At 41.6% G+C, this 24,721-nt stretch carries 17 protein-coding genes; 11 read left to right on the top strand and 6 right to left on the bottom strand.

Translation table 11 applies throughout. From position 1 onward, the window contains the following. The 3 genes from QZR76_RS07370 to QZR76_RS07360 all read left to right on the top strand — a co-directional run bounded on the left by QZR76_RS07370 (window position 1) and on the right by QZR76_RS07360 (window position 5,576). Window positions 1-1,602, top strand: coding sequence for a hypothetical protein (locus tag QZR76_RS07370; RefSeq protein WP_294141813.1), 1,602 nt, complete (start codon window positions 1-3; stop codon window positions 1,600-1,602). A 198-nt stretch (window positions 1,603-1,800) separates the two neighbouring features. Further along, window positions 1,801-3,042 carry a hypothetical protein gene (locus QZR76_RS07365; RefSeq protein ID WP_294141811.1) on the top strand — a complete coding sequence of 414 codons (1,242 nt, stop codon included), beginning with the start codon at window positions 1,801-1,803 and terminating at the stop codon, window positions 3,040-3,042. 227 nt (window positions 3,043-3,269) lie between these two features. Continuing rightward, complete coding sequence (locus QZR76_RS07360) at window positions 3,270-5,576, top strand: FtsX-like permease family protein (protein ID WP_294141810.1); 2,307 nt, start codon at window positions 3,270-3,272, stop codon at window positions 5,574-5,576. Window positions 5,577-5,717: 141 nt separating this feature from the next. Here QZR76_RS07360 and QZR76_RS07355 read toward each other — a convergent pair whose 3' ends face one another. The 3 genes from QZR76_RS07355 to QZR76_RS07345 form a co-directional block, all read right to left on the bottom strand. After that, complete coding sequence (locus QZR76_RS07355) at window positions 5,718-6,893, bottom strand: porin (RefSeq protein ID WP_294141808.1); 1,176 nt, start codon at window positions 6,891-6,893, stop codon at window positions 5,718-5,720. An 88-nt stretch (window positions 6,894-6,981) separates the two neighbouring features. Then, window positions 6,982-8,043 (bottom strand): L-asparaginase 2, encoded by a 1,062-nt coding sequence (gene ansB, locus QZR76_RS07350; RefSeq protein WP_294141806.1) that lies wholly within the window; start codon window positions 8,041-8,043, stop codon window positions 6,982-6,984. A gap of 38 nt (window positions 8,044-8,081) precedes the next feature. Further along, the gene (locus tag QZR76_RS07345; RefSeq protein WP_294141805.1) at window positions 8,082-9,392 is read right to left on the bottom strand and encodes an anaerobic C4-dicarboxylate transporter; all 1,311 of its coding nucleotides are present in this window, start codon (window positions 9,390-9,392) and stop codon (window positions 8,082-8,084) included. Window positions 9,393-9,607: 215 nt separating this feature from the next. Here QZR76_RS07345 and QZR76_RS07340 point away from each other — a divergent pair, with 215 nt between their 5' ends. From QZR76_RS07340 to QZR76_RS07330, 3 genes are all read left to right on the top strand, one after another. After that, window positions 9,608-10,807 (top strand): hypothetical protein, encoded by a 1,200-nt coding sequence (locus QZR76_RS07340; protein WP_294141802.1) that lies wholly within the window; start codon window positions 9,608-9,610, stop codon window positions 10,805-10,807. Between the two features lie 164 nt (window positions 10,808-10,971). Next, the gene (gene gyrB, locus QZR76_RS07335; RefSeq protein WP_294141800.1) at window positions 10,972-12,933 is read left to right on the top strand and encodes a DNA topoisomerase (ATP-hydrolyzing) subunit B; all 1,962 of its coding nucleotides are present in this window, start codon (window positions 10,972-10,974) and stop codon (window positions 12,931-12,933) included. A 95-nt stretch (window positions 12,934-13,028) separates the two neighbouring features. After that, window positions 13,029-13,592 carry a TIGR00730 family Rossman fold protein gene (locus QZR76_RS07330; RefSeq protein ID WP_294141798.1) on the top strand — a complete coding sequence of 188 codons (564 nt, stop codon included), beginning with the start codon at window positions 13,029-13,031 and terminating at the stop codon, window positions 13,590-13,592. Between the two features lie 136 nt (window positions 13,593-13,728). On the opposite strand, the gene nusB is transcribed toward QZR76_RS07330, so the two are convergent. After that, window positions 13,729-14,676 carry a transcription antitermination factor NusB gene (nusB, locus tag QZR76_RS07325; RefSeq protein ID WP_294141796.1) on the bottom strand — a complete coding sequence of 316 codons (948 nt, stop codon included), beginning with the start codon at window positions 14,674-14,676 and terminating at the stop codon, window positions 13,729-13,731. Between the two features lie 116 nt (window positions 14,677-14,792). On the opposite strand from nusB, the gene recN reads away from it, so the two are divergent. The 5 genes from recN (at window position 14,793) to QZR76_RS07300 (ending at window position 21,642) form a co-directional block, all read left to right on the top strand. Next, window positions 14,793-16,451, top strand: coding sequence for a DNA repair protein RecN (gene recN / locus QZR76_RS07320; RefSeq protein WP_294141794.1), 1,659 nt, complete (start codon window positions 14,793-14,795; stop codon window positions 16,449-16,451). A gap of 127 nt (window positions 16,452-16,578) precedes the next feature. Then, window positions 16,579-17,406: an SDR family oxidoreductase gene (locus QZR76_RS07315; protein WP_294141793.1), complete on the top strand. Its 828-nt coding sequence runs from the start codon at window positions 16,579-16,581 to the stop codon at window positions 17,404-17,406. A 45-nt stretch (window positions 17,407-17,451) separates the two neighbouring features. Then, window positions 17,452-18,021, top strand: a complete 570-nt coding sequence (locus QZR76_RS07310) for a 3'-5' exonuclease (protein ID WP_294141790.1) — start codon at window positions 17,452-17,454, stop codon at window positions 18,019-18,021. A gap of 252 nt (window positions 18,022-18,273) precedes the next feature. Further along, a complete protein-coding gene (gene dnaB / locus QZR76_RS07305; RefSeq protein WP_294141788.1) occupies window positions 18,274-19,812 on the top strand; it encodes a replicative DNA helicase in 1,539 nt (512 codons plus the stop codon). Between the two features lie 21 nt (window positions 19,813-19,833). Then, window positions 19,834-21,642 carry an alkaline phosphatase family protein gene (locus QZR76_RS07300; protein WP_294141787.1) on the top strand — a complete coding sequence of 603 codons (1,809 nt, stop codon included), beginning with the start codon at window positions 19,834-19,836 and terminating at the stop codon, window positions 21,640-21,642. On the opposite strand, the gene QZR76_RS07295 is transcribed toward QZR76_RS07300, so the two are convergent. Both QZR76_RS07295 and QZR76_RS07290 read right to left on the bottom strand, forming a co-directional pair. Further along, the gene (locus QZR76_RS07295; protein ID WP_294141785.1) at window positions 21,629-23,536 is read right to left on the bottom strand and encodes a SpoIIE family protein phosphatase; all 1,908 of its coding nucleotides are present in this window, start codon (window positions 23,534-23,536) and stop codon (window positions 21,629-21,631) included. The genes QZR76_RS07300 and QZR76_RS07295 overlap by 14 nt on opposite strands. Continuing rightward, window positions 23,533-24,720, bottom strand: a complete 1,188-nt coding sequence (locus QZR76_RS07290) for a metallophosphoesterase (RefSeq protein ID WP_294141783.1) — start codon at window positions 24,718-24,720, stop codon at window positions 23,533-23,535. The genes QZR76_RS07295 and QZR76_RS07290 overlap by 4 nt, the downstream gene beginning before the upstream one ends. Between the last annotated feature and the right edge of the window lies 1 nt (window position 24,721).

The raw sequence follows: 24,721 nt of genomic DNA, 5'->3' as shown, positions 1-24,721 counted from the left end.
ATGAAGAGTGCTGGCGGTCCTCCCCCCAGCATGGGCTTTTCCATGCCGATGATGAAGGAGTGGGTGCCTCGCCGTATCCAGCCCTGGCTGTACGTGCTGACCGCCCTTTGCTTTCAGTTCAGCGGAGGCATCTACCTCGGTGCACTGGATGGCATCCGTGGCACCACCAACTTCATGATTGAGGACGTACTCTTCCTGCTTTATGCCACCCTTGCGGGCATGGCTGTGTATTTCCCTATGCTCTTCCGCATGAAGTTCCGTTTCACTAACCGGCAGTTGCTTTGCGGTTCCGCCATTGTCCTTGGCGTATGCAACGTGCTGACAATGTATTGCCAGTCGATACCTGTACTTGCGGTGGTGTGCTTCATTGCCGGAATGGCCAAGATACAAGGTACGTTCGAGTGTATGAGCAACATTCAGCTTTGGATTACCCCCCGACGCGATTTTGCCGTCTTCTTTCCCGTGCTCCACATCATCTTGCTCACCGCTATAGAAGGCAGCGGATGGCTTGCAGCTTGGTTCGGTCATCATTTCACCTGGCAGATGATGCACGTCTTTACTATAGGCACCATGCTGTTCGTACTACTCACGCAAGTCATCTTCTGCCGCCCGTTCTGTCCCATGCCCCAGCGCCTGTCACTCAAAGGGATTGACTTTCAGGGAGCGTTGTTCATCTGTGGACTGATGCTCGTGGTATCTTACATCGTGGTGTATGGTGACTATTTCATGTGGTTCGACACGCTCCGCATGCGCCTTCTGTTCGGTGCGACCATTGTACTTTCCGGCATTGTGCTCTACCGCCTTCACTATTACCGTTACCCTTACGTCGAACTCAGTCTTTTCACACGTCGCAACGTTGTTCCCATTCTCATCGTTACCTTTTTTGCCGAACTTGCTTTCGGTGCTGAACACACAATGGAAGAGATACTTTACAGCGAAGTCATCCGACTGGAGGAGCTGACCAAAGAGGCGCAGTATATGTGGGCACTTCCCGGTATGTACGTTGGCATCTTGCTTGACCTCTTTTGGCTAAAAGTAAAAAAGTGGAAGGTATGGAAACTCTTCGGCATAGCTTTCATCTGCATTGCGTTCTATGGTATGTTGATGTACTTTACGCTGGACATGAATGTCAATATCGAGCAGTATCGCCTTGCCATATTCTTGCGGGGATTTGCTTATGCCATACTTGCCCCCACATTGATGTGGGCTTTAGACGAATCAGTGCCCAGCCTTGAACAGTTTTTCATGGGCTTGTTCGTGTTCAATATCCTCCATATGTATCTGGCAGGAGCGGCAGGTTATGGCATTCATACCACCATCTTCTCGCACTTTATGAACGATAATATGATGAGTTACGGACAGCAACTTACTCTCACTCACTTGGATATGGCGCACTTTAACTTCGGCGAGTACGTTGGGCACGACTTCCTGCACTCCATGATGATGGTGGCAATGAAACAGGTATACGGCTATGTTATCTGGTTCGCCTTAGCTCTTGCAGCCCTCTTCCTGCTGTGCGACATTCCTGCAGTCCGTACAAATATCCGAAAAGTTCCCCGTTGGCCGGTTTATGCCATCGAGTATCTTGCAAGAAGGAAGTAAGAGACTGTAATTCTTGCTCCTTGTAGCGTGCTACATCAAATATGAGACTGACTCAGATTGAAATCCGAGTCAGTCCTTTTATTGTTTGTATTCCTGATGAACTCTGCTTTCAATGATTCAATTCTCAGAAATAAAAATCCTTTCAGTGGGGATAAATGACCAGCTAGGTATAGGGGGATGGATTTAATAATCAATCAAATGATACAGCCGGAAGAAGTCAGATTAAATATAACGCCGAAAATATTGAATCGGATCGTGGAAAAAGGATTGGAAGGGGTTATCACGGAAGGGTATAGCGGGGAGCAAAGTATCGCTATTTCTTTAAAAGTTTCTCATTTATTGGGTTACCTCACGACGATTACCACCTGGGACTCCCTGACCCGGTTTACACGGGAATTTAGCGAGCGTGCCCGTTTCCGGGAAGTGGACTTCGACTCGTTTGTCGAGGAGTTCGAACGGCGTTTCGGGCAGAACATCAAGGAATACATGGACGAGTGGTACGCAAGTCGTCAACTTCCCCTGTTATCGATAAAAGATCTCTCCTGTAAAACGACAAAAGAGACACAAGTCATCGATTTCAAGGTCGGTAATTTCAGTGAAACGGAAGGTGTCGTTTCGGTCATTACACGCGGTTGGACGCAAAGCGGGGAAGAGACGATCGTGAATTGCCGGGGTTACCGGATCGAACCCGGGGAATGTAAACGAATCGTCGTTCATGAAAACTTGAGATATTCCCTGAAATTAACCACGAACTACTCGGGCAATTTACCGAAAAATATTTTATTGAACAGGGGGGAGTCACCCTTGTCGGGTCCTGTACCTAAAGAAGGGGTTACCCCGCTCGATAGGGATCAATTCTACCCCCCGGGGGAGATTGTCGTGGACAACGAGGACGAGAACTTCCAGTTGATCGATTCGGCAAACAACCGGAAACGATTGGCGGATCTGATCACGAACGAGGACGATCGAGAATACTTTTTTGCGGGTTGTAATACTAAAGCAAACACATGGGGTGTTCCAGCCTTAGAATATGGATTAAATAAGGCTTACGGTGATCATATTCGCAGCGCTTTTACAAAAGCATCCGGCACGGGAAAGTTCAGGGCCGAATGGACGGCAAATCTTCCGGAAGCAGGCAAATACGAGATATTTATTCATCGACCTCATTTAGAGATGTGCCACATGGATCAATATACAACCGATTACCCGGGGATGAAAAACTACTATACCGTCTACACTCCAGGGGGAAAGGAAGAAATCGTCCTGGAAGTTCAAAAAGGCGATCCGGATTGGGTATCGTTAGGTACCTTCACCCTACCGGCAGGAGAATCCCGCGTCGTGTTGGATGACCGGGGAGTTCCTCCTATCGAAAGTGACGGCAGGTTGAAGTATGCCCAATTAGTCGTGGCCGACGCCGTTAAATGGGTAAAGCTAAAATAATGATGAAAACTTAATACGATGAAGTGAATCTTTAGATCATACATTTTATCTTTGTCTTTTCGAAATCGAGGTTTTGAGAGAAAAGGGTAATGACAAAAAATTATACACGTACTGTATGATTTTTTGATAGGACAAGAGAGTCGTTTTAGTATATTTTGCTGTAAATGAGTATGCTGATTTTATGGCATAGGGGTTGATACCTCTCTCTTGACTATAAAATAATCAGTATGAATTTATCGAATTTAAAAATATTTTTTAGAAACCTGCGGAGGAATAAGCTCTATACTGCTATCACCGTTTCGGGTTTTGCCTTTTCCATGGCTTTTGTTATTTTGTTGAGTGTCTATATTCACGAGGAGTTGTCGGTAGATAATTTCCATAAAAATAAAGATCGAATTTACCGGGCGATTGCCGATTACGGTTCTTATTTCGGCACCTTGGTGGGAGGAGAATTAGCCGCAAAATATCCGGAGATCGAATCGTATACCCGTATCTTTCAGCGAAATGTTATCGCTACCGACGAGCAGGGACAAAAGTCGGATATGAAAATCCTCATGGCTGATTCTTCCTTTTTTAATATCTTTTCTTTTCACTTGTCAGAGGGGGATCCGAATGAGGTATTATGCACGACTCAAAGTATTGTTTTAACCCGTTCTTATGCCCGAAAGCTGTTCGGGGACAGATCGGCAATAGGGCAGGAGGTGGAACTCAACGAACAACATCGGTTGAAGGTAACCGGGATCATGGAAGACATACCGAAAAATACCCACTTTAACTCGTGTGATGCCGTGGTTAACTTCGAGTATCTTGCCCGTATGTGGGGGAGCCCGGAGCTATTGAAAAACAATGATAACAACTCTTTCGGACTTTATTTTTTAGCTAAGTCCGGAGCCGATTTGATCTCAAAGATTCCTCAAATATTGGCTGATTTTAAGGAGAATTATTGGATTTATAAATCGGGTAGGGCAAAAATTTTCGATTTACAACCTTTACAGGATATTTATTTCAGCGAATATAGCGGGAGCGCTACCCATGGAAACAGTAAAGTGTTGGTTAGTATATTGACGGCCATTGTGGTTATTATTTTTCTTTTGGCGTTGATTAATTACAACAATTTGTCGGTGGCACGAACCGGATTCCGGGCGAAGGAGGCTGCCGTAAAGAAATTGTTAGGGTCGGCTAACGCAAATCTGTACAGGCAATTTGTCGGAGAATCTATTTGGCTTTGTCTGTTTGCTTTTATTATTGCGGTGATATTGGCTGTAAGTATGGAACCTTTATTCAATAATTTGTTAGGAACGGATATATCTATCAAAGATCATCTCTCTTTTTTTAATCTTATCGGTATTCTGGGATTTGTCGTTTTGACGGGTATCGTTGCCGGCATTATGCCTGCCTGGATGATTACCCGTTTTAATTCCGTGGAGGTGGTTAAAGGGATGTTTCACCGGAAGAGCAAGAGCGTGTACGGTAAGGTGTTGATCTGTTTCCAATTTGTAGTGACGATCGTTTTAATTATCGGCACCTTGGTTATTCAAAGGCAAACGGAGTACATGCGAAATTATTATTTGGGTTTTGATAAAGAGAATGTTATTTGGTTGACGAACAGGATAAATTATGGCCAGGATGCCGGATTCAGAAGCGAATTATCTCAATTGCCGGAAGTAAAAAGCTGTACTTTCTCTTCGGGAGCTCCCGGTTTTTGGGGGGATAACAATACCTTTGTATCCGAGGGTAAGTGGATCGGTTTTACCGTTTATTGTACGGATACGGCATTTTTTTCCGTTTTTGATATACCGGTGACTCCTACCGGGGTAACAGGCCCGGGAGTTTATTTGAATCGTACCGCTATAAAAGCTCTGGAATTGGAGGGAGAACCTACTTCATACAAACGAAATGAACGGACCGTTCCCATTTTAGGGATTATGGAAGATTTTCATTTCGATGATTTTAAAGAGGCGGTAGGCCCGTTAGAGGTGTCGTTCGGTAATAGTTTTGGCAGATCTTTGATTCTGGTGAGGGTTACCGGAAACCCGATAAAGGCATATGAACGGGTAAAGAGCGTGTACGCGAAATTTATCGAAGGGCGTCCCTATGATTCCGGTTTCTTGGATGATAGAATCAATCTATGGTATAAAGAGGGCGAACGTACCGCTTCTTTAGTGGGTATTTTTTGTTTGTTAGCCGTTATATTGAGTATGATGGGTATATTGGCCATGTCTACCTATTTTATTCAACAACGATTGCGGGAGATCGGCTTGCGTCGGGTAAACGGGGCTTCGATCCGGGAAGTATTGCGAATGTTGATATCCGGTTTTCTCCGGTGGATTCTGCTTGCTTTCGTGATCGCTTGCCCGATCGGTTGGTGGATAATGAATTATTGGTTATCCGGCTATGTTTACCGGGTCGGGATCAGTTGGTGGATTTTTATTATTGCCGGTATTTTTGCTTGTATAGTGGCCTTATTGATGGTAGGTTGGCAAAGTTATAAAGCGGCCGTTCTTAATCCGGTTAATTCACTAAAAAGCGAATAAACAATCCGAATCGCTGAGAGGAGTGATGAAGTGATTGATTTATGATTTCGGATTTTAGATTTACGATTTAAAGAGGATATTGTAAATAGGGTAGTTTGGAATTAAAAAATCCGGCAGATTTGGACTGCCGGATTTTTTATATTAGAACATCGGTAACTGGTAAATGAAACCAACGGATACCCGTTGAGTATCGTAATTGTTATAACCTGCTGCACGATGTGTAAAGTTGTAAGAACGTCCGGTAAAGTTAGCAAAGAAATGCAGATTGCTTTCCATAGGATAGTATTCGACACCTGCCAAGTAACCGTAAGAGGTACGGTATTTACCTTTTTCAATTCCGTCGGTAGCTTTGAATATGGAAGCCGTTTCATACATTCCTTTGATGAAAACATTCCATTTCGGGGCCACGCGGTAGTTGAATTTAGCTACCATCGACATGTATTTGGCATTGAATGCAACATGATTGTCCAAGTTGTTTCTACCGCCTAAGATATCGGTCATGATTCCTTTACGATCCAAATCTTCGTCTGAATACATAAAATCGAAATACATATTGAAATCACCCAAGGTCAATTCGTTACCCAAAGCGTAGTAATACATCTGTTTTTTTTCAGCTTCACTCATGATGGAGGCAGACCAACGGGTTTTGAAGGCTCCGTCGAAGAAATTACCGTTCCAGTTCAAGGTGTACACGAGCGGGGCACGGCCGTTGCCGATACCTACTTCGTTGATATCGCCGTAAGTTTCTTCTACCGAACCGTTTCGGCTATCCAATATCTGGAATTGAATTTGGTGGTTTTCATTAGCCTGGAAAGCGATATTCAATCCGGTCATGAAATTGCTCATGTATTCGATCATATCGCAATACTCGTAAATTTCGATCGGATTGAGATCGAATTCAATACCTCCGTAAACGGTACATTGCTTACCGGCGAAGAACGAGAATTGATCGTTCAATTTTACTCCGATCCCGGCAATGTCAATGGAGGTCGGCATATTATCGATATTTGTGCTACCGTTACCGCTTCCCCGGTTCAGGCGTTGTCTCCAACGGTAAGATAACCACGGTGTAACATTACCTTTGGCTTCGATACGCAATTGATTCATTTTGAAAGCGGCCTGTTGAAGTCCGTTTACACCTTCATAATTGAAATTGGCATTGAATGTTCCCTGCATATTCAAATAAAGATGGAACCAGTCCACTTTCTTTTCGATTTTGGAAACCTTTTCGAATAGCGTTTTCTCGTTGGATGTACTTTGGGCAAAAAGTCCTTGTACACAACCCATTACCAATACTAATAATACTATTTTTTTCATAAGATCGCGTTTTCTTTTGGTTTATACCTTGGCATACCTGCTATTGAGAGAATGTATGCCAGGGTGTTTATCTTTTTAAAGAATCAGATTAATATTCGTTGAAATATTCCTGGATGGTTTTCCAGTCGTTGGTTTTGGTTAATGCAAGCATCAATAAAATTCTTGATTTCTGAGGATTCAATTCCTGAGAAGCAATGAATTGGTATTGATTGTCATCTACTTCAGCATCCAAGGTGGTAGGACCTGTCGGAACTCTGGTCGAACGAACGATAAGGATGCCTTTTTTGCGTGCATTGATCAATTCCGGGAATACGTTCTTATGGATATTTCCGTTTCCTAAACCGGCATGGATAATTCCTTTGTATCCGCCATTGGCCATCATTTTTACAACATCGCCTTCCATGTTCGAATAACTGTAAACGATACCTACTTTCGGAAGGGAATTTAAGTTGGTTACATCAAAAATCGATTGAGTCGTGTGTTTTTTCAACGGAGTTTGGTTGTAGAAAACTTTTCCATTGTAGATGTAGCCGAGAGGACCTGAATTCGGAGCCTGGAATGTTTGTACATCGATGGTATTCATCTTCAATACGCTGTGAGCTCCCAAAATGATGCCGTTCATGGCTACCAATACACCTTTTCCCATAGATTCTTTTGCTCCTGCAACAACAACGGCATTGTAAAGATTCAACGGTCCGTCAGCACTTAATGCCGTGGAAGGACGCATAGCTCCGACCAATACTACCGGTTTATTGCTTTTTACGGTTAAATTCAAGAAAAAAGCCGTCTCTTCCATCGTATCGGTTCCGTGAGTGATCACGATGCCGTCGATATCTTTTCTGGCTAACAACGTGTTAATGGTTTTGGCTAATTTTAACCATACGTCATCTGTCATGTCCTGTGAACCGATCTTTACAATTTGTTCACCGGTAACATTGGCTATTTTCTGAATTTCAGGAACGGCAGAGAGCAGGGTACCAATGGCAACTTGACCAGCCGTGTAGTTCGTTCCCGTACTGGAAGTTCCTGTACCTGCGATCGTACCTCCCGTAGCAAGAATGTGGATGTTCGGTAATTTTTGTGCAAATACGGTTGCAACAGAGAATAGCGCTAAGGCTATCACCAAACTGATTCTTTTTAACATTTTCATGATTTCTCAATTTTAGTTAAACGATTAAGCTATATTTATTAAAAAATTTGGACGAATAATAGGCCGAGTCCCACGGATACGATCGTGGCAATGAGACCGGGCATCATAAATGAATGGTTCAATATGTATTTTCCGATATGAGTAGTTCCTGTTCTATCGAAGTTAATAGCTGCAACGACTGTCGGGTAATTCGGTATGAAGAAATAGCCGTTTACAGCCGGGAACATGGCGATTAACATATAGGGAGATATACCCAGGGCTATTCCCAAAGGCATGAAAGCTCTTACCGTTGCAGCCTGACTATAGAGCAGGATGGACATGGCGAAAAGAGCGATTCCGAATAACCAGGGCATTTGAGTAACAATTCCTTCAATAGAGTTCTTTAATTCTGCCATATTCCCCTGCAGGAAGGTATCACCCATCCAGGCAATACCGAAAATGGCGACAACGGCCTGCATTCCGGCGGAGAACACGGAACCCTGTGCGGCTTTTAATCCGTTGGTTTTCGTTAACATAAGTATTAAAGCTGCTGCTGTCAACATTAGGATTTCAATGATCGAAGGCATATCGAGAATGACGGTTTCTCCGTCGATCAAATAGGAGGGACGGAAACTGTCGAAAGAGCCGAAGAGTACGATGAATACCGTAGCTATAATAAAAACGAATACGGATATACTGGCGTTTCTTTTGTTTTTTACATCCTGAGTTTGATATTTCTTGTTGGAAAATTCTCCGTCTGCCAACCGTTTTTGGTATTCCGGATCATCCACCAACTCTTTTCCTACCCGCATGGAGTAGATTGCTCCCGCTAATACTCCAATTAGGGTGGCAGGAATCGTAATTTTCAGGATATCGAATAAAGAAATGTTATATCCGGCCAGTAATCCCAATAAAGCAACTGTTGCCGCGGAGATGGGGCTGGCCGTGATAGCCTGCTGGGAGGCAATGACCGCAATCCCTAAAGGGCGTTCTGGTCGAATTTTCGTTTCCGTGGCAACTTCCGCGATAACCGGTAGCACGGAATAAGCCACGTGGCCTGTTCCGGCGATGAAAGTAAAAATGTAAGTTACCAGGGGACTTAAGATAGTTACGTGGGCCGGATTTTTTCGGAGTAATCGTTCGGCTACCTTTACCATAAGATCCAATCCTCCTGCCGCTTGCATGCAGGCAGCGGCAGATATTACGGCCACAATCATCAACATCACGTCGATAGGAGGAGTCGTTGGCTGTAAGCCAAAAACAAACGTAAGAATTCCAAGTCCGATACCACCCATGACGCCGAGTCCGATACCTCCGAGGCGGGCTCCGACAATAATAGCTGTTAAAACAAATGCTAATTGTAAAATCATCTCATTTAAATTTTCTATCATTAACCAATTATCGACACATAAGCGTATATACTTATACTCTTAAAAAAAGTTTCGTTAATTATGTTATAGAATGATTAATATTTCTAACGTTATATAATTTTCTTTTGTTTAACCACTTTTTGTCGATAATTTTGTATGGATATTACAAAAAATATACCACGATGGTGTATTTTTATTCACAAAATTTTAACACGATGCGAAATCTTTACTTTTTCAATTCGGATAACGAGATGGCAATTGCCAATGGACGAATCAGTTACACTCCTCCTGTGAAGATTATGAGAATGATGAATGATTTGGCATTTTTGCCTGCCTTTTTGGCAAATAAAGGAGATTTTGTACTATTAAACAGGCCTTTGTCCGATTGTTTTAAGAAAGAATACGATATTTTCCCCGGTCTGGTAGAATCTGGAATTACCCGGGAGGAAGCGGGTCGAATTTCATTCAATGAATTGCGTCCTTGGGGATGGAGTCCCAGGGTACATTATTTATTAAAGGAGCTAAAATCTCGTTGTAAAAAAGAGTTTACGGGGGGTGTAATGGGAGAGTGGAGTCCGGGACGGGAAGAGTGGTATAGTCGCCGGAAGGTGATCGATTATTTTCAAATCCTACGTTGTTATATGGATTTTCCGGCTGAACTCGTTCCGGTAGTATGCCATTCGGTGGAAGAGATAAAAAAGTTATCGGAGAGAGAAAATATCGTTGTAAAATCGCCTTGGTCCTCTTCAGGGAGAGGGGTATTTATGCTTGAGAAAGGAAAGATAACCTCTAAGACAATCGAATGGTTGAATGGTATATTTCACAGGCAAAGATATGTAATGGTTGAAAAAATGTGGGATAAGATATGGGATTTTGCCATGGAGTTTGAGATTGACGACAAAGGAAATTCTTCTTTTTTGGGTTTATCTGATTTTTACGTGGGAAAAGAAGGTGAATACAAGGGGAATTACGTGGGAAAGCAGGAAAAGATAGAAGAGAAAATTACGTGTTATGTCGGGAAAGAAGATTTTTTGACTTTGCGGAATACCGTAAGTCGGGTTATTGAAAAGTTATACGGGGGAAATTATATCGGTTGTCTTGGAGTTGATATGATGATCTACCGGGACGAATGGGGTAACTATAAAATTCATCCTTGTGTAGAGATCAATTTAAGGTACACGATGGGGATTGTAGCACTTTCTCTTTCCGAACATTATTTGGCGGAAGAGAGCGAAGGGGTATTTCAAGTGCAATGTTTTTCGCGTCAAGGTGAAGCTTACCGCTATTATTTAGAAACGAAGAAAAATATTCCTTTGGTTGTCGAAGGGGGAAAAATCGTATCGGGTTGTTTGTTTTTGACACCGGTTCTTGAAGATACGATTTTTATTGCAAATCTGATTGTAGACGGGAGATAAATTATGGTATAAAGTTTTTATAATAAGATACTTAAATCATGCTATACCCCTGTAAAAATATCTTGTGTTCTGCTCGTTTTTTTGGACAAAAATGTTTATATTTGCATGTTTTAGAAAGAAGATAGGATATTGCTTACAAGAATAAAAATAAAATATATAAATCAATGAGTGAAGAATTAGAGCAAGCAGCAGCAAAAGAGTATTCTGCGGATAGTATTCAGGTGTTGGAAGGATTGGAAGCCGTTCGTATGCGGCCTTCCATGTATATAGGAGATGTGAACACGAAGGGATTACACCATTTGGTATATGAGGTCGTAGATAACTCCATTGATGAGGCGTTAGCCGGTTATTGTAAAAATATAGAAGTCACGATAAACGAAGATAATTCGATTATGGTTGAAGATGACGGACGGGGAATTCCGACAGCACAACACCATAAAGAAAATCGTTCCGCTTTGGAGGTCGTTATGACCGTTTTACATGCCGGAGGAAAATTTGACAAAGGTTCTTATAAAGTATCCGGTGGTTTGCACGGGGTTGGTGTATCGTGTGTGAATGCATTATCGGAGAAATTAGTTGCATTGGTATATCGGGAAGGAAAAATCTGGAAACAGGAGTATTCTAAGGGGGCTCCTCTCGGGGATGTCGAGGCTGTAGGAGAGACGGATCGTACCGGAACGACCATTCTATTTAAACCCGATAATACGATATTTTATGTAACCGAATACAAATATGATATTTTAGCGGCTCGTTTACGGGAGTTGGCTTATTTAAATAAAGGTATTCGTTTGTCGTTAACGGATAAGCGGATGATAGATCCCGATACGAACGAATATAAGTCGGAGGTTTTTTATTCAGAGGAAGGACTGAAAGAGTTTGTTGAATATTTGGATGCCAACCGGGAAAAGCTGATAGATGAAACCATTCATATTACCACGGAAAAAAACGGTATACCGATTGAAGTCGCATTACATTATAACACGGAGTTTAAAGAAAATATTTTTTCTTACGTGAATAATATCAATACCATGGAGGGTGGTACTCACTTGGCCGGTTTTCGTCGCGGGTTGACGCAGACATTGAAAACCTACGCCGAAAACATGGGTATGTTGAGTAAGTTAAAGTTTGAAATCAACGGTGACGACTTCAGAGAGGGGTTGACGGCAATTATTTCAGTAAAAGTGGCTGAACCGCAATTTGAAGGTCAGACGAAAACCAAATTGGGAAACACGGAAGTGGGAACAGCCGTGGCTCAAGCCGTGAGTACGGTATTAGCCAATTACTTGGAAGAACATCCGAAAGACGCGAGAGCGATAGTGGACAAAGTCATATTGGCAGCGACAGCTCGTCATGCAGCTCGTAAGGCCAGAGAGTTGGTACAGCGTAAAACGGTACTTTCCGGTTCAGGTCTTCCCGGTAAGCTGGCCGATTGTTCCGATAATAATCCGGAGAATTGCGAGATATTTTTGGTCGAGGGAGATTCAGCAGGAGGTACGGCTAAGCAAGGACGGGATCGTCGTTTCCAGGCCATATTGCCTTTGCGCGGAAAAATATTGAATGTAGAGAAAGCGATGGCTCACCGGGTGTGGGAGAGTGACGAAATTAAAATTATATTCCAGGCATTAGGAATCACGATAGGTACGGCTGAAGACAGTAAGGCGGAAAATCTTGAAAAGATACGTTATCATAAGATTATTATTATGGCCGATGCCGATGTCGACGGAGCACATATTGCCACATTGATCATGACTCTCTTTTTCCGTTACATGCGGTCGGTTATCGAGAACGGTTATCTTTACATCGCGACGCCGCCTCTTTATTCCGTGAAGAAGGGGAAGGAGCAACGTTATTGCTGGACCGAAGAACAAAGATTACAGTTGATACAAGAGATGGGCGGTGGTAAGGAGAATAGTTTGCATATTCAGCGTTACAAAGGTCTTGGGGAGATGACGGCAGAGCAATTGTGGGATACGACCATGTCTCCGGACGGCCGGACGTTACGGCAGGTAACTATTGAAAATGCTGCTGAGGCAGACCGGATTTTCTCCATGTTAATGGGAGACGATGTTCCGCCCAGAAGGCAATTCATTGAACAAAACGCTACTTATGCGACGATTGACGCTTAATGATCACGTCTAAAATATTTACTGCTTTTCAATAAGCCGGATGTTGTTTCCGGTGATTGTTAAGCAGTATTTTTTTAGAAAATAAATAGAATGATATGAATATTTGTGTTTTTTGTGCTTCTTCAGAGAAAATCGATCCGATTTACGTTCGTGCGGCGACTTTATTGGGAGAACAGATTGCTGCCCGAGGCTGGAATCTGGTGTATGGAGGGACAACTTGCGGATTGATGCGGGTGGTTGCCGAGGCAACATTAAAAGGTGGGGGAAAGGTTACCGGAATTATACCTCGATGTATTGTTGACCGGGGTGTTGCTGCCCGGAACATTTCCGAATTAACGGTTGTTGACGATATGAAAGAGCGAAAAAGTTTGTTAAGAGAACGGGCAGATGCTTTTATTGCACTACCCGGAGGATGGGGAACAATAGAGGAGATTACGGAGGTGGTTACTTTGAAGCAGTTAGGAGAACATCATAAGCCGATCGTATTCTTGAACACGAATGATTTCTACGAATACTTCTTTCTTTTTATCCATACCATTCAAAAAGAGGGATTTATTTCATCCGGATACGATCGTATTTTTGAAGTATTACCTTCCGTGGAAGAGGCGATAGATTATATAAAAAATTATAAAATAGAAAAATTACAATCTAAATATTAATAAAAACTTGCTTTTTTTAAAAATAAGTTATAAGTTTACCGAAGTGCTTGTATAGCGTAAAATTTACTATTGTAGTGATTACAAAAGTTTGGTTAGTTTAGTTTAGAATGTAAAGGGTGGTTTACTACCCTTTACTTTATTCCATCAGTCCGCGACCAATCTTTTGAATCTCGTTATTTTCTTTCAGCAGAGCTACAACTTTGTCCAACACTCCATTAATGAAACCACTACTTTTAGGCGAGCAGTAGGATTTTGAAATTTCGATGTATTCGTCTAAAGTTACTTTTACCGGGATAGAAGGGAAATATTTTAATTCGGAAATGGCGGCGCTCATAATTAACTTATCCATATCAGATATCCGGTCTACTTCCCAATTGTGAGCAAATTTATCGATGATTTCCGTATTCGTGTCCTTGTCCAGAATTGTTTTTCTGAAAAGTGTTTTAGCAAAATCATAATCTTCTTCTTCGTTGTAGAGAGCGATAAAAAACAGATCTTCTTCTTTGAAACTCGATTTCATATTTTTAACCGTCTTGTACACGATACTTAATACTAAGTCGAAATCGTCATTCCAGAAGATATTTTTTTCCTCCATTGTTTCGAAAAATTCTTCGTCTTGCGCAATCAGGTCGACGATCATATCCAGTACCATTTTTTTATGATCTTCATAACTGATATTGGGTTTCTCCATGTAGGTTTTGTAACATTCCAATTCCGTCAGACGATTATAAAGTTTGGTTATGATTTCAGGCGAATCGTTTAGTGAAATCAAATTGGTATTGATATAGGTCTTGAATTTCCGGTTATTGGCAATTTGAGCGATTACCGGATTTTCAACAAAACGAACATTGGGATTTAAATCTTTTTGTGTCGGTGCTTTCCGGTTTTTAGCCGCATCGATTTTTAGAAAGGCTTTACGTTGGATCTCTGTTATTAATAGAAAAATGTGATAGTATAAATCCGTACTTTTAGATATACTTTTAAATAGATCTTTTTCAGCTTCAGCTATTGTGTTTCCCTCTTTTTTGGAGAAAGCGTAGAGAAGTTGCAATACTTTAATTCTAATTAATCTTCTACTCGTCATGTTGAAAGAACTATATTAAATCGGTGCGCAAAAGTACAAATTAAATTCAAAATTGAAAATCGAAAGTTCAAAATAATTGCTATTTTCGCAAAAACTAAAGTTATAAAGGAGCTGTTATGATAAGTAACATCACGATAAATAATTACGCGTTGATCGATCGTGCGGAGATCAATATGACAGGAGGATTTTCGGTCATTACCGGGGAGACGGGGGCCGGTAAATCGATATTGTTGGGGGCGATCGGCTTGACGCTGGGACAACGTGCAGATTCTTCCGTTATTATGGATAAGAGTCGGAAATGCATCATCGAGGTGACTTATCAGGTAAAGGGGTATGCTCTTGAAAATTGGTTCGCTGAAAACGAATTGGATTATGACGAGCAGGTAATCGTACGCCGGGAGATAACGACTGACGGCAAGTCCCGTGCTTTTATCAATGATACTCCGGTAAACAACAAAGTATTGAAAGAGTTAGGCGATTTTTTAATTGATATTCATTCGCAACACCAATCCTTGCTTATCGGGCAACCCGAATACCAGCTAAACGTATTGGATGCTTATTGCGGGAACCAGGAATTATTGGCGGCCTACCAGGTCAGGTATAGGGAGCGTCAGGAGTTGATTGCCGAATTGGCAAGAGTGAAAGAAGAGGTTCTTGCCGCGGAAAAAGAAGAAGATTATTTGAAATTTCAATTCAATCAGTTGGATGCGGCTAATTTAAGGGCGGGAGAGCAACGGGAGTTGGAGGAGGAACAGAAGGTATTAGCCAATGCCGAAAATATAAAATCTACTTTTCTGGAGCTGAGTTACCTATTAACGGGTTCCGACACTCCGCTCGTGCAGCAGTTGAAAGGAGTTAAGAATCATATAGCGACTTTGGGAAACATAGTAAAAGAAGCTGCCGGATACGAGGAACGGTTGCACTCTATCATTCTGGAATTGGAAGATATGGCTGACGAATCGGAGAGGTTGGGAGAGCGGATAGAATATACTCCGGCCCGGGTAGAGAGTGTAGAGGAGCGTTTGAATGTGATATACGATTTATTACATAAGCATAGAGTCGAGGAAGTAGAGGATTTGATTCGGATAAAGGAAGATATCGGTATTAAGTTGAAAGGTATAATATCCTTCTCTGAACAGATAGAAGCTTTGCAAAAGAAGATAGGGATTTTAGAGAAAGAAATGGAAGAGTTTGCCGGGAAGATCCACAAAAGCAGAGTCAAAGGAGAAGGAAAAATGAGGGAAGAGATGTGCGCTTTGCTGATTAGCCTGGGCATTAAGCATGCTGTATTTTCGATTACCATCGATTCTCTCGATCATTTTGTCGCTTCCGGAAAAGATGACGTACAGTTCAGATTTGCCGCAAATAAAAATCAAATGCCGGGAGAATTGTCGAAAGTCGCCTCGGGAGGGGAGATTTCGAGACTTATGTTGTCTTTGAAATATATACTTTGCAGGAACAAACAATTACCGGTCATTATTTTTGATGAAATAGATACCGGGGTATCCGGAGAGATTGCTCATAGAATGGCTTCCATGATGAAAGAGATGTCCGGTCGGATGCAGGTTATCAGTATTTCTCATTTGCCCCAGATAGCAGCAGCCGGGATGAATCATTTTAAGGTGTACAAGGAGGACGATCAAGCCAATACGATATCTCGTATCAAATGGCTCGATCAGGAGGAGCGAATCAGGGAGATCGCCGGAATGATCAGCGGTCACGAAATCAGTAAAGCGGCGTTGGAGAATGCTCGTTTGCTTGTTCAAAGTTATTAATGTATCTAAGCGATAGGAGGTATTTTCTGTATCGCTTTTTACTAAAAAATGTTTTTTATCTCCTGCTTTCCGAAAAAGAGAACTACCTTTGTGTCAGTTTTGACAAAGTAGAATTAAATTTTTAAGTATGAGTTACAATTTATTGAGAGGTAAAAAGGGAATTATTTTTGGTGTTCTGAATGATAAATCGATAGCCTGGAAAGTAGCGGAAAAATGTTTGGAAGAGGGTGCCGATATCGTTTTAACCAATACGGAATTATCTATTCGGATGGGAGAGGTGAAGGATTTTGCCGCTAAAAATAATATTCCGTTGATCCCGGCTGATGCCACGAATGTAGAGGATTTAGAGAGGTTGTTCACGGAGGCCATGGATCGTTTGGGAGGGAGAATCGATTTTATTTTACATTCGGTGGCTATGTCGTTAAACGTACGTAAAAAACGATCATACGATAATTTAGATTACGATTTTTTACAAAAAACATTGGATATTTCGGCTGTTTCATTCCATAAGGTGCTGCAAACGGCTAAAAAATTGGATGCTATTAACGAATGGGGTTCCGTGGTCGCTCTCTCTTACGTGGCGGCACAGCGTACGATGTTCGAGTATAACGATATGGCGGATGCGAAAGCGATGTTGGAATCCATTGCCCGTAGTTTCGGATATATTTACGGCAGGGAAAAGCGAATCCGAGTAAATACGATATCCCAGTCGCCGACCGTTACGACTGCCGGGAGCGGAATTAAGGGTTTCGATTCTTTGATAGACTTTGCCGAACGGATGTCTCCTTTGGGAAACGCCACGGCGGATGAGTGTGCGGACTATTGCATTACGTTGTTTTCGGATCTGACCCGAAAGGTGACCATGCAGAACTTATATCATGATGGCGGATTTTCTAGCATGGGAATGAGTTATAGGGCTATGCACCAGTATAATAAAAGTTTCGATAACGAATAATTAAGCCTTGGGAGATTCCAGGGACTTGCTCTAAAATAGGTTGTTATGTATTTATTTTTTGATACGGAAACGACGGGATTGCCGAAGCGTTGGAACGCTCCCGTGACGGACGTGGATAATTGGCCGAGATTGGTTCAGTTAGCGTGGGTTATGTGTGATGATAACGGAGGGATTATAGAAGAACGAAATGATATCATCAAACCGGAAGGATTTACGATTCCTTCGGAATCTTCACGAATACACGGAATTACAACGACTAAAGCCATGTCCGAGGGAAAAGACCTGGAATCAGTATTGGCATTATTTTCCGATAAGATGGATGAAGCTTATGCTCTTGTCGGTCATAATATTAGCTTTGACGAATGTATTGTCGGTGCGGAGTTTGAACGGAAGAGAATGATGACTTCTTTATTTTTAAAGCCTAAATATTGTACGATGAAGCTTTCCACGGCTTACTGTAAATTGCCCGGTAAACAGGGTTTTAAATCCCCGAAGTTATCCGAATTGCATCAGGTACTGTTTGGGACCGGATTTGACGATGCTCACAATGCGTTGGCGGATGTAGAAGCTACCGTTCGTTGTTTCTGGAAATTGAAAGAATTGAAAGTGATCTGAATTAAAGGATTAAGAGATTGAGTGATTGAGAAGATTTGCGATTTCGGATTTTAGATTTATGATTTAAAGATAGCGGGACCGGAAGTTAATCATAAACCGTAAGCACAAGTTTTGAGTTTAAAATTATTACTATCTTTGAATCAATAAAAAATAAAGCAGGATCGGTGGATAATGTGTAATAGAGATAAATGATTGTAAAATATCGATATACAAATATCTTTATCGAACAATCTTTTTGTAAATAAAAAAGGTATGGCTAAAAAATCGGAATATAACTATAAATCATTACAATCGGATTACGGAAAGATGCCTCCTCAGGCGATTGATCTGGAAGAAGCAATTTTAGGTTCGTTGATGTTGGAGAAGGATGCTTTCATTATGGTAAGCGATTTCTTGAAGCCGGACTGTTTTTACAAAGAGTCTCACCAGAAAATATATCAGGCTATTCAGAATTTGTCTATTAATAACGAGCCGGTCGATTTACTTACGGTTAGTGAAGAGTTGAAACGCCTCGGACTTTTGGAGGAAGTAGGGGGACCTTACTATTTGTCACAGTTAACTTCCCGGGTAGCCTCTGCCGCACATATCGAGTTCCATGCCCGTATTATCGTGCAAAAGTACATTCAGCGGGAATTGATACGGGTATGTACCGATATTCAAAATAGGGCTTATGACGATGCCACGGATGTAGCTGATCTGGTAGATATGGCCCAAAAGACTGTCTTTGAAATTGCAGAAGGTAATATAAAGAAAGAGACTACGGCTATTAATACTATTATTGACGAAGCACTTAAGGGAATCGAATTAGCCGGGAAACGTCCTGACGGTTTAAGCGGAATTCCATCCGGCTTTATGGCTCTCGATGAAATTACTTCCGGTTGGCAACCTTCGGACCTTGTGATTATAGCTGCCCGTCCTTCTATGGGTAAGACGGCTTTTGTTTTATCTATGGCTCGAAATATGGCTGTCATGCATAAGCAGCCCATTGCTTTGTTCTCGTTGGAGATGTCTTCGGTGCAATTAGTGAACCGTTTGATTGCCAGCGAGACGGAGTTAGGGTCTGAAAAAATACGAAACGGACGATTGACGGATGACGAATGGCAACAACTTCATGCCAAGATACGGGCTTTAATGAATGCTCCTATTTACGTGGATGACACGCCTGCGCTTTCCATATTTGAATTGAGAGCCAAATGCCGGCGTTTACAACAACGATACGGTATAAAGGTTTTGATTATCGATTACCTGCAGTTGATGACTGCAGGAGCGGATATGCGGGGAAACCGGGAACAGGAAGTGAGTATGATTTCCAGGCAGTTGAAAATTATAGCCAAGGAGTTGAATATTCCGGTTATAGCATTGTCTCAGTTGAACCGGGGGGTAGAACAACGTACGGGAGAATCTAAAAAACCCATGTTATCGGATTTGCGCGAATCCGGAGCCATTGAACAGGATGCGGATATGGTACTGTTCATCCATCGTCCGGAGAGATACGGGATTCTGGAGGACAGCATGGGAAATAGTTTAAAAGGGATAGCGGATATCATCATTGCCAAACATCGTAATGGAGCCGTAGGGGAGGTGCAATTACGTTTCAGAAACGAGTTGGCTCAATTCTGTGATTTGGAAAGAACCTCGCCTTTTGCATTTGAAAATACGGATGTCGTGACGAAAACGTTCAGTTCCAAAATGAATGAGGATACATTGCCTGTAGAGCCCTTGAATACGGATTTTAAAGAAGGGGGAGCGAGTTTTGAACGTGCTGTCAACACGAATGACGCACCTTTTTGATTTGGATAAAGAAGATATACCATGAAAGCAAAATTGTTGTTTTTATTAAAATATTACCTGTTATGGATTGTGTTTGCCTTCGTGGCAAAGGTATTATTTTTAGTGTATCAATACCAGGAGACGACTTCATTAACCTTGCACGACTATTTCATGGTTTTTATCAGAGGATTCCGGATGGATCTTTCTTATGGCGGATACGTGATGATGTTAGCTTGTGTCGTGATGGCTATCGGAATATTTTTGCCGGTAAAAGTATTGAAAGTCGTTTATGCCGTCTTGACGATTCTGTTGTTGACGGTTAGTAGCTTGATCGTGAGCGGAGATTTGGAACTTTTTAAGAATTGGGGATACCATATGGACTCCACGCCTTTGACTTATTTGAAAACACCGGGAGACGCGATGGCTTCAACTCCTGTCTGGCTGATTGTGGTTTTAACCTTGTTGTGTATCCTTTTGGTTGCCGGTTTTTATTGTTTATATCATAGGTGGATTTCTACGAGTTTGAGGCGGGGAAAAGATAAATGGTGGCATAGTATAGTATATATGTTATTAGGCGGGATTATGATTATTCCGGTGAGAGGTGGCTTTAATGTCGCCCCGATGAATGTCAGTTTCGTGTTTTTTAATAATAAAAATATGTATGCCAATCAGGCAGCCGTAAATCCGGTCTGGAATTTCCTGTATGAGGTGATGCACATGGGGAAATTGAAAGATTCTTATAACTTTATGCCTTTAGAGAGAGCGCAGCAGTTGGTGGATAGTGTTTATACGGAACAGGGAAGTTTCCCAAAAGTATTGAGGACAGAGCGTCCTAATGTAGTTGTATTTTTATTGGAAACTTTTACTTCCAGGGCCTTGGAGGCTATGCCTAATCTAAAGGCCGTTGCCAAGGAGGGAATTTTCTTTTCTCACATTTATGCTACCGGAAACCGTTCGGATCGAGGTATTCAGGGGGTTATCGGTGGTTTCCCTTCTTACCCGAAAGTATCTATGTTGAAATACCCGAATAAAACATACAATCATCCCCGTTTTCCGGTCGATTTTGAGAAGGAGGGTTATGCAACCCGTTTTTATTATGCCGGGGATTTGAATTTCGGCGGTTTCCGTTCTTACATTACCATGAGTTTTCAGGAGAGTGTAACCGAAGATGACTTTTCCGGAGAAGCTATTGAAAATCGTTTTAAATGGGGGGTACATGACGGATATATGTTAGACCGTCTGTATGAAGACCTGTTGAAAGCCCCTACGCCTTATCTTTATATGGCATTTACCATGAGTAGTCATGAACCTTTTGTCGTACCGATGGAGACCGAATTTCCGGGAGAAGACAATGGTTCCAAATTAAAGAATGCGATAGCATACACCGACATGTGTTTGGGAAAATTCTTTCAAAAATGCAAGGAGGCCGGAATATGGGATAATACGCTTTTCGTGTTGATTGCAGATCATGGAACGCGACATATCGGTCCTCTGCAACCTTTTGTACCCGAAGCTTATGAAATCCCGATGGTCTTCACGGGTGGAGCCATGTCGGTAAGGGATTCCGTGGTTACTACTATCGGTTCTCAGACCGATATGGTGGCCACGTTGTATGCCCAATTAGGAATGGACGCCTCTGCTTTTAAATACAGTAAGAATTTATTGAATCCCTCCGTAATTCCATTTGCTTTCTACGCTTATCCCAATGCGATAGCCGTGGTTAACAACGACGGGGCTTATATTTACGAGTTGGGGACGAAACGGAATCTGGGTAATAATATGAACCCTGAAGCCGGTGAACTGGCTAAAGCTTATCTTCAGGTATTGGATAGTGATTTTAAAAGTAAATGATTTGATCGCTTTTTAAGTATTTTATAGACAACATGGTTAAGTCGTCGGCCTCGTCCATATCCCCTATATAATTAATCAGATCGGCCAATATTTCGTCGATTAACTCTTCCGGGGTGCCGGTTTGTAGTGTTTTGACAAATTGCAATAGTCTCTCTTTGCCGTAAAATGCCCGGGCCTCGTTTTGTGCCTCACTGATTCCGTCTGTATAGATTAAGAGTGTATCGCCCGGATAGAGTTGAATATGTGTATCTTTATAAATATTTTTCATGATTCCGATGGGAATATCCAACGCCTCTTCCAAAAACATGCTGTTCTCTCTTTGTTCTCTTTGAACAATCGGGTAGGGATGCCCTGCATTCGTGTAATTCAACATTCCGGTTTTCAAATTTAAAATACCCACGAACATGGTTATGAACATATCTTCGTTCAGGTTGCTGCATAAATAGTCGTTGAGCGTGTTGCATATGCTGGCTGAAGATTGCTTTGAAGTCGCCATGTAATTGAATAACGTGCACACGGAAGCCATATAAAGTGCGGCCGGAACGCCTTTACCCCTTACGTCTCCTACCGTGAAATAGAGCAGATCGTTTTTGACGAGGTAACTGTACATGTCTCCTCCTACCGCTTTGGATTGCTCCAATACGGAGTAGAGGGAGATGTGTTCTTTGTCCAGTTTATTCGAGGTCGGTAAAAATTGTTCCTGTATGTTTTGTGCAACCCGGATTTCACTTTCGAACTTTTCTTTCTCCATGGTTGTCTTTTTCAGGTTCTTGATGGATTCGATAATTCGGTGTTGCATATACATAAATGAGTTTCGCAATTCCCGAATTTCGTCGTTATCGTTTGTTTCCGGTATGGGAACATTGAAATTACCGTCTGCAATCGTACGGGTGACAGTGGCAAATTGCCGTAACGGTTTGAATACTTGCCTGATGATGCGGATTATGATCCAGAAGAGCAGGAGCAGACAAATGAAACATCCGATCAGAATCAGGTCATTGATATCGGATATGGAATTATATACTTCATTAAACGGACAAAGTGTTACGAGTGACCAGTTGGTAAAAGGTAAGCGTCTAAAATGAATAAAAAAGTTATTTCCCTCTACGTTAAGTTTATCGGTACCCTCTTCTCCTTTTATGATGCGGTTGATAATTTTATCGTAATTGATATTTTTAGCTTTGGCGTATTGCCAGATATTGGCATATTGTTTTATCTCGTGATTGGGATGAGAAAGAATAATTCCTTCATGGTTCAGTAGGTAGCAATATCCTGTCTGATATAATTTCAGATTCCGGATGAATTTGGTAAATTCTTTGATGGGAACGTCTAAGCGAAGGTAACCGATAAAGGTTTGGTCTGCGTTGTAAAGCGGTTCATAGCGAGAGAAGATACGTTGTTTCACAAACAGAGTATCGGAATAATAATGGCTCCAGTAAGATTTTTTTTGCTGAATGGCCCGAGCATTGAGTCGTTCATCGGAAAAATACTTATGGGAATGGTTGAGTTTCTTAACAAGAATTTGGTGATTGTTTTGATAAACATAAATATCGTAGTCTTTGTATTCGGGAGCAAATTCTATACCGAATCCACATAACTCGGGTGTACTTTTCAATACTTGCCTGTAAAGAGACGTATCTTCGGAAATCAATAGATTTTTCATCGGTTCCAACTTGAGTATGGAGTTAACCCGCTCGATGTTTTTACCTTGCTCCACGATTCTTTCGGATACCTTTTCCGTAATCATTTCAGCGTAGGTGACTACTGTCTTGTATTGTGAAATTTTAGGAATCACGTACAGCATGATAAAGATTATCACATATATGGCAGCACAGACTGAAATAATGTATATGGTCAATTTCGTACTAAACGATTTCCTTTTGTTTACTTTCATTGTTTGCAATCATTTGTTAGTTCGATTAACGTGATTTCCGGGCGTTGACCTATACGTCCTGGAAATCCTAAGTAACCTTCTCCTCGGGATACATAGAGTTGATGTCGATCGTGTTTATAAAGACCGTTGTATTCCGGATAGATATATTTTGACGGACTCCATTGAAAACGACCTATTTGTATTCCCATTTGCATTGCGTGTGTATGTCCCGACAGGGTCAAAGCCACGGGACGGTAAATTACTTCCTGCCGCCAATGGGAAGGATCGTGTGAAAGGAGAATCACCACGTGGCCTTCTGTTCCTTGAAGAGCCTCCGATAGTTTTCCGTATTGAGGAAAAGGAGGTAGTCCCCAATTTTCAACTCCCGATAAATAGATCGTATCCGTTTGAATAATAAGCGGTATGTTGCTGTTATTCAGCATATGAAATCCCATATTTCGCATATTATTAAAAAATTGGACGAGGTTTTCCTTGCGATCGCCTTCCGATTTCCAACGCGTATAATGGCCATAATCGTGATTTCCCGTTATCGCGTATTTTCCATAACGGGAAGTTAATAATTTTAATGTATCTTGCCAAGGTATTATTTCGGAGGCAAAGTTATTCACCATATCTCCGGTAAAAACAATTAAATCCGGTTTAAGAGCGTTTACTTTTTGAACGAGTTTCGATATACCGACATATCCTTCCCGGTAGCTTCCCAGATGAAGATCGGTTAATTGTACGATGCGAAAATGATTGAATGTATCCGGTAATTCTTTTATACATACCTCCTGTCTGACAACTTTATAATCGTATCTTCCCCACGTTATTCCATAGAAAATAACGAAGAAAACAAATATGCTTAACCCGAAAGCAAGATAATGAATAATTTTTGAAAACAATTTCAGGCGTCTGACCAGTAAAGCGATGCCGTTTAATAGGATGTAGATTGTTTTTGGGGCATAGCATAGAAATAAAATGGCAATTCCTTTTCCAAACCAAAAATAAGCATCCGGCGTTTTTATCTGAGGAATGATAAAATTATAACTTAACAACCCGGAGACAAAAAGCAGCGAGTGTATAATATACAGAATTTTGCTTGTTTTACGTTTTAGATAGCGCTTGATCTCGAGGTAGAGAAAAAGATCGTTTAACAATATATAGCCCAATCCTATTAATAATATAATCGTTCCAGTTTTCATT

This window comes from uncultured Sanguibacteroides sp. (assembly GCF_900543425.1).
GTDB lineage: Bacteria > Bacteroidota > Bacteroidia > Bacteroidales > Marinifilaceae > Gabonibacter.
This window is presented reverse-complemented; position numbering and strand designations above follow the sequence as displayed.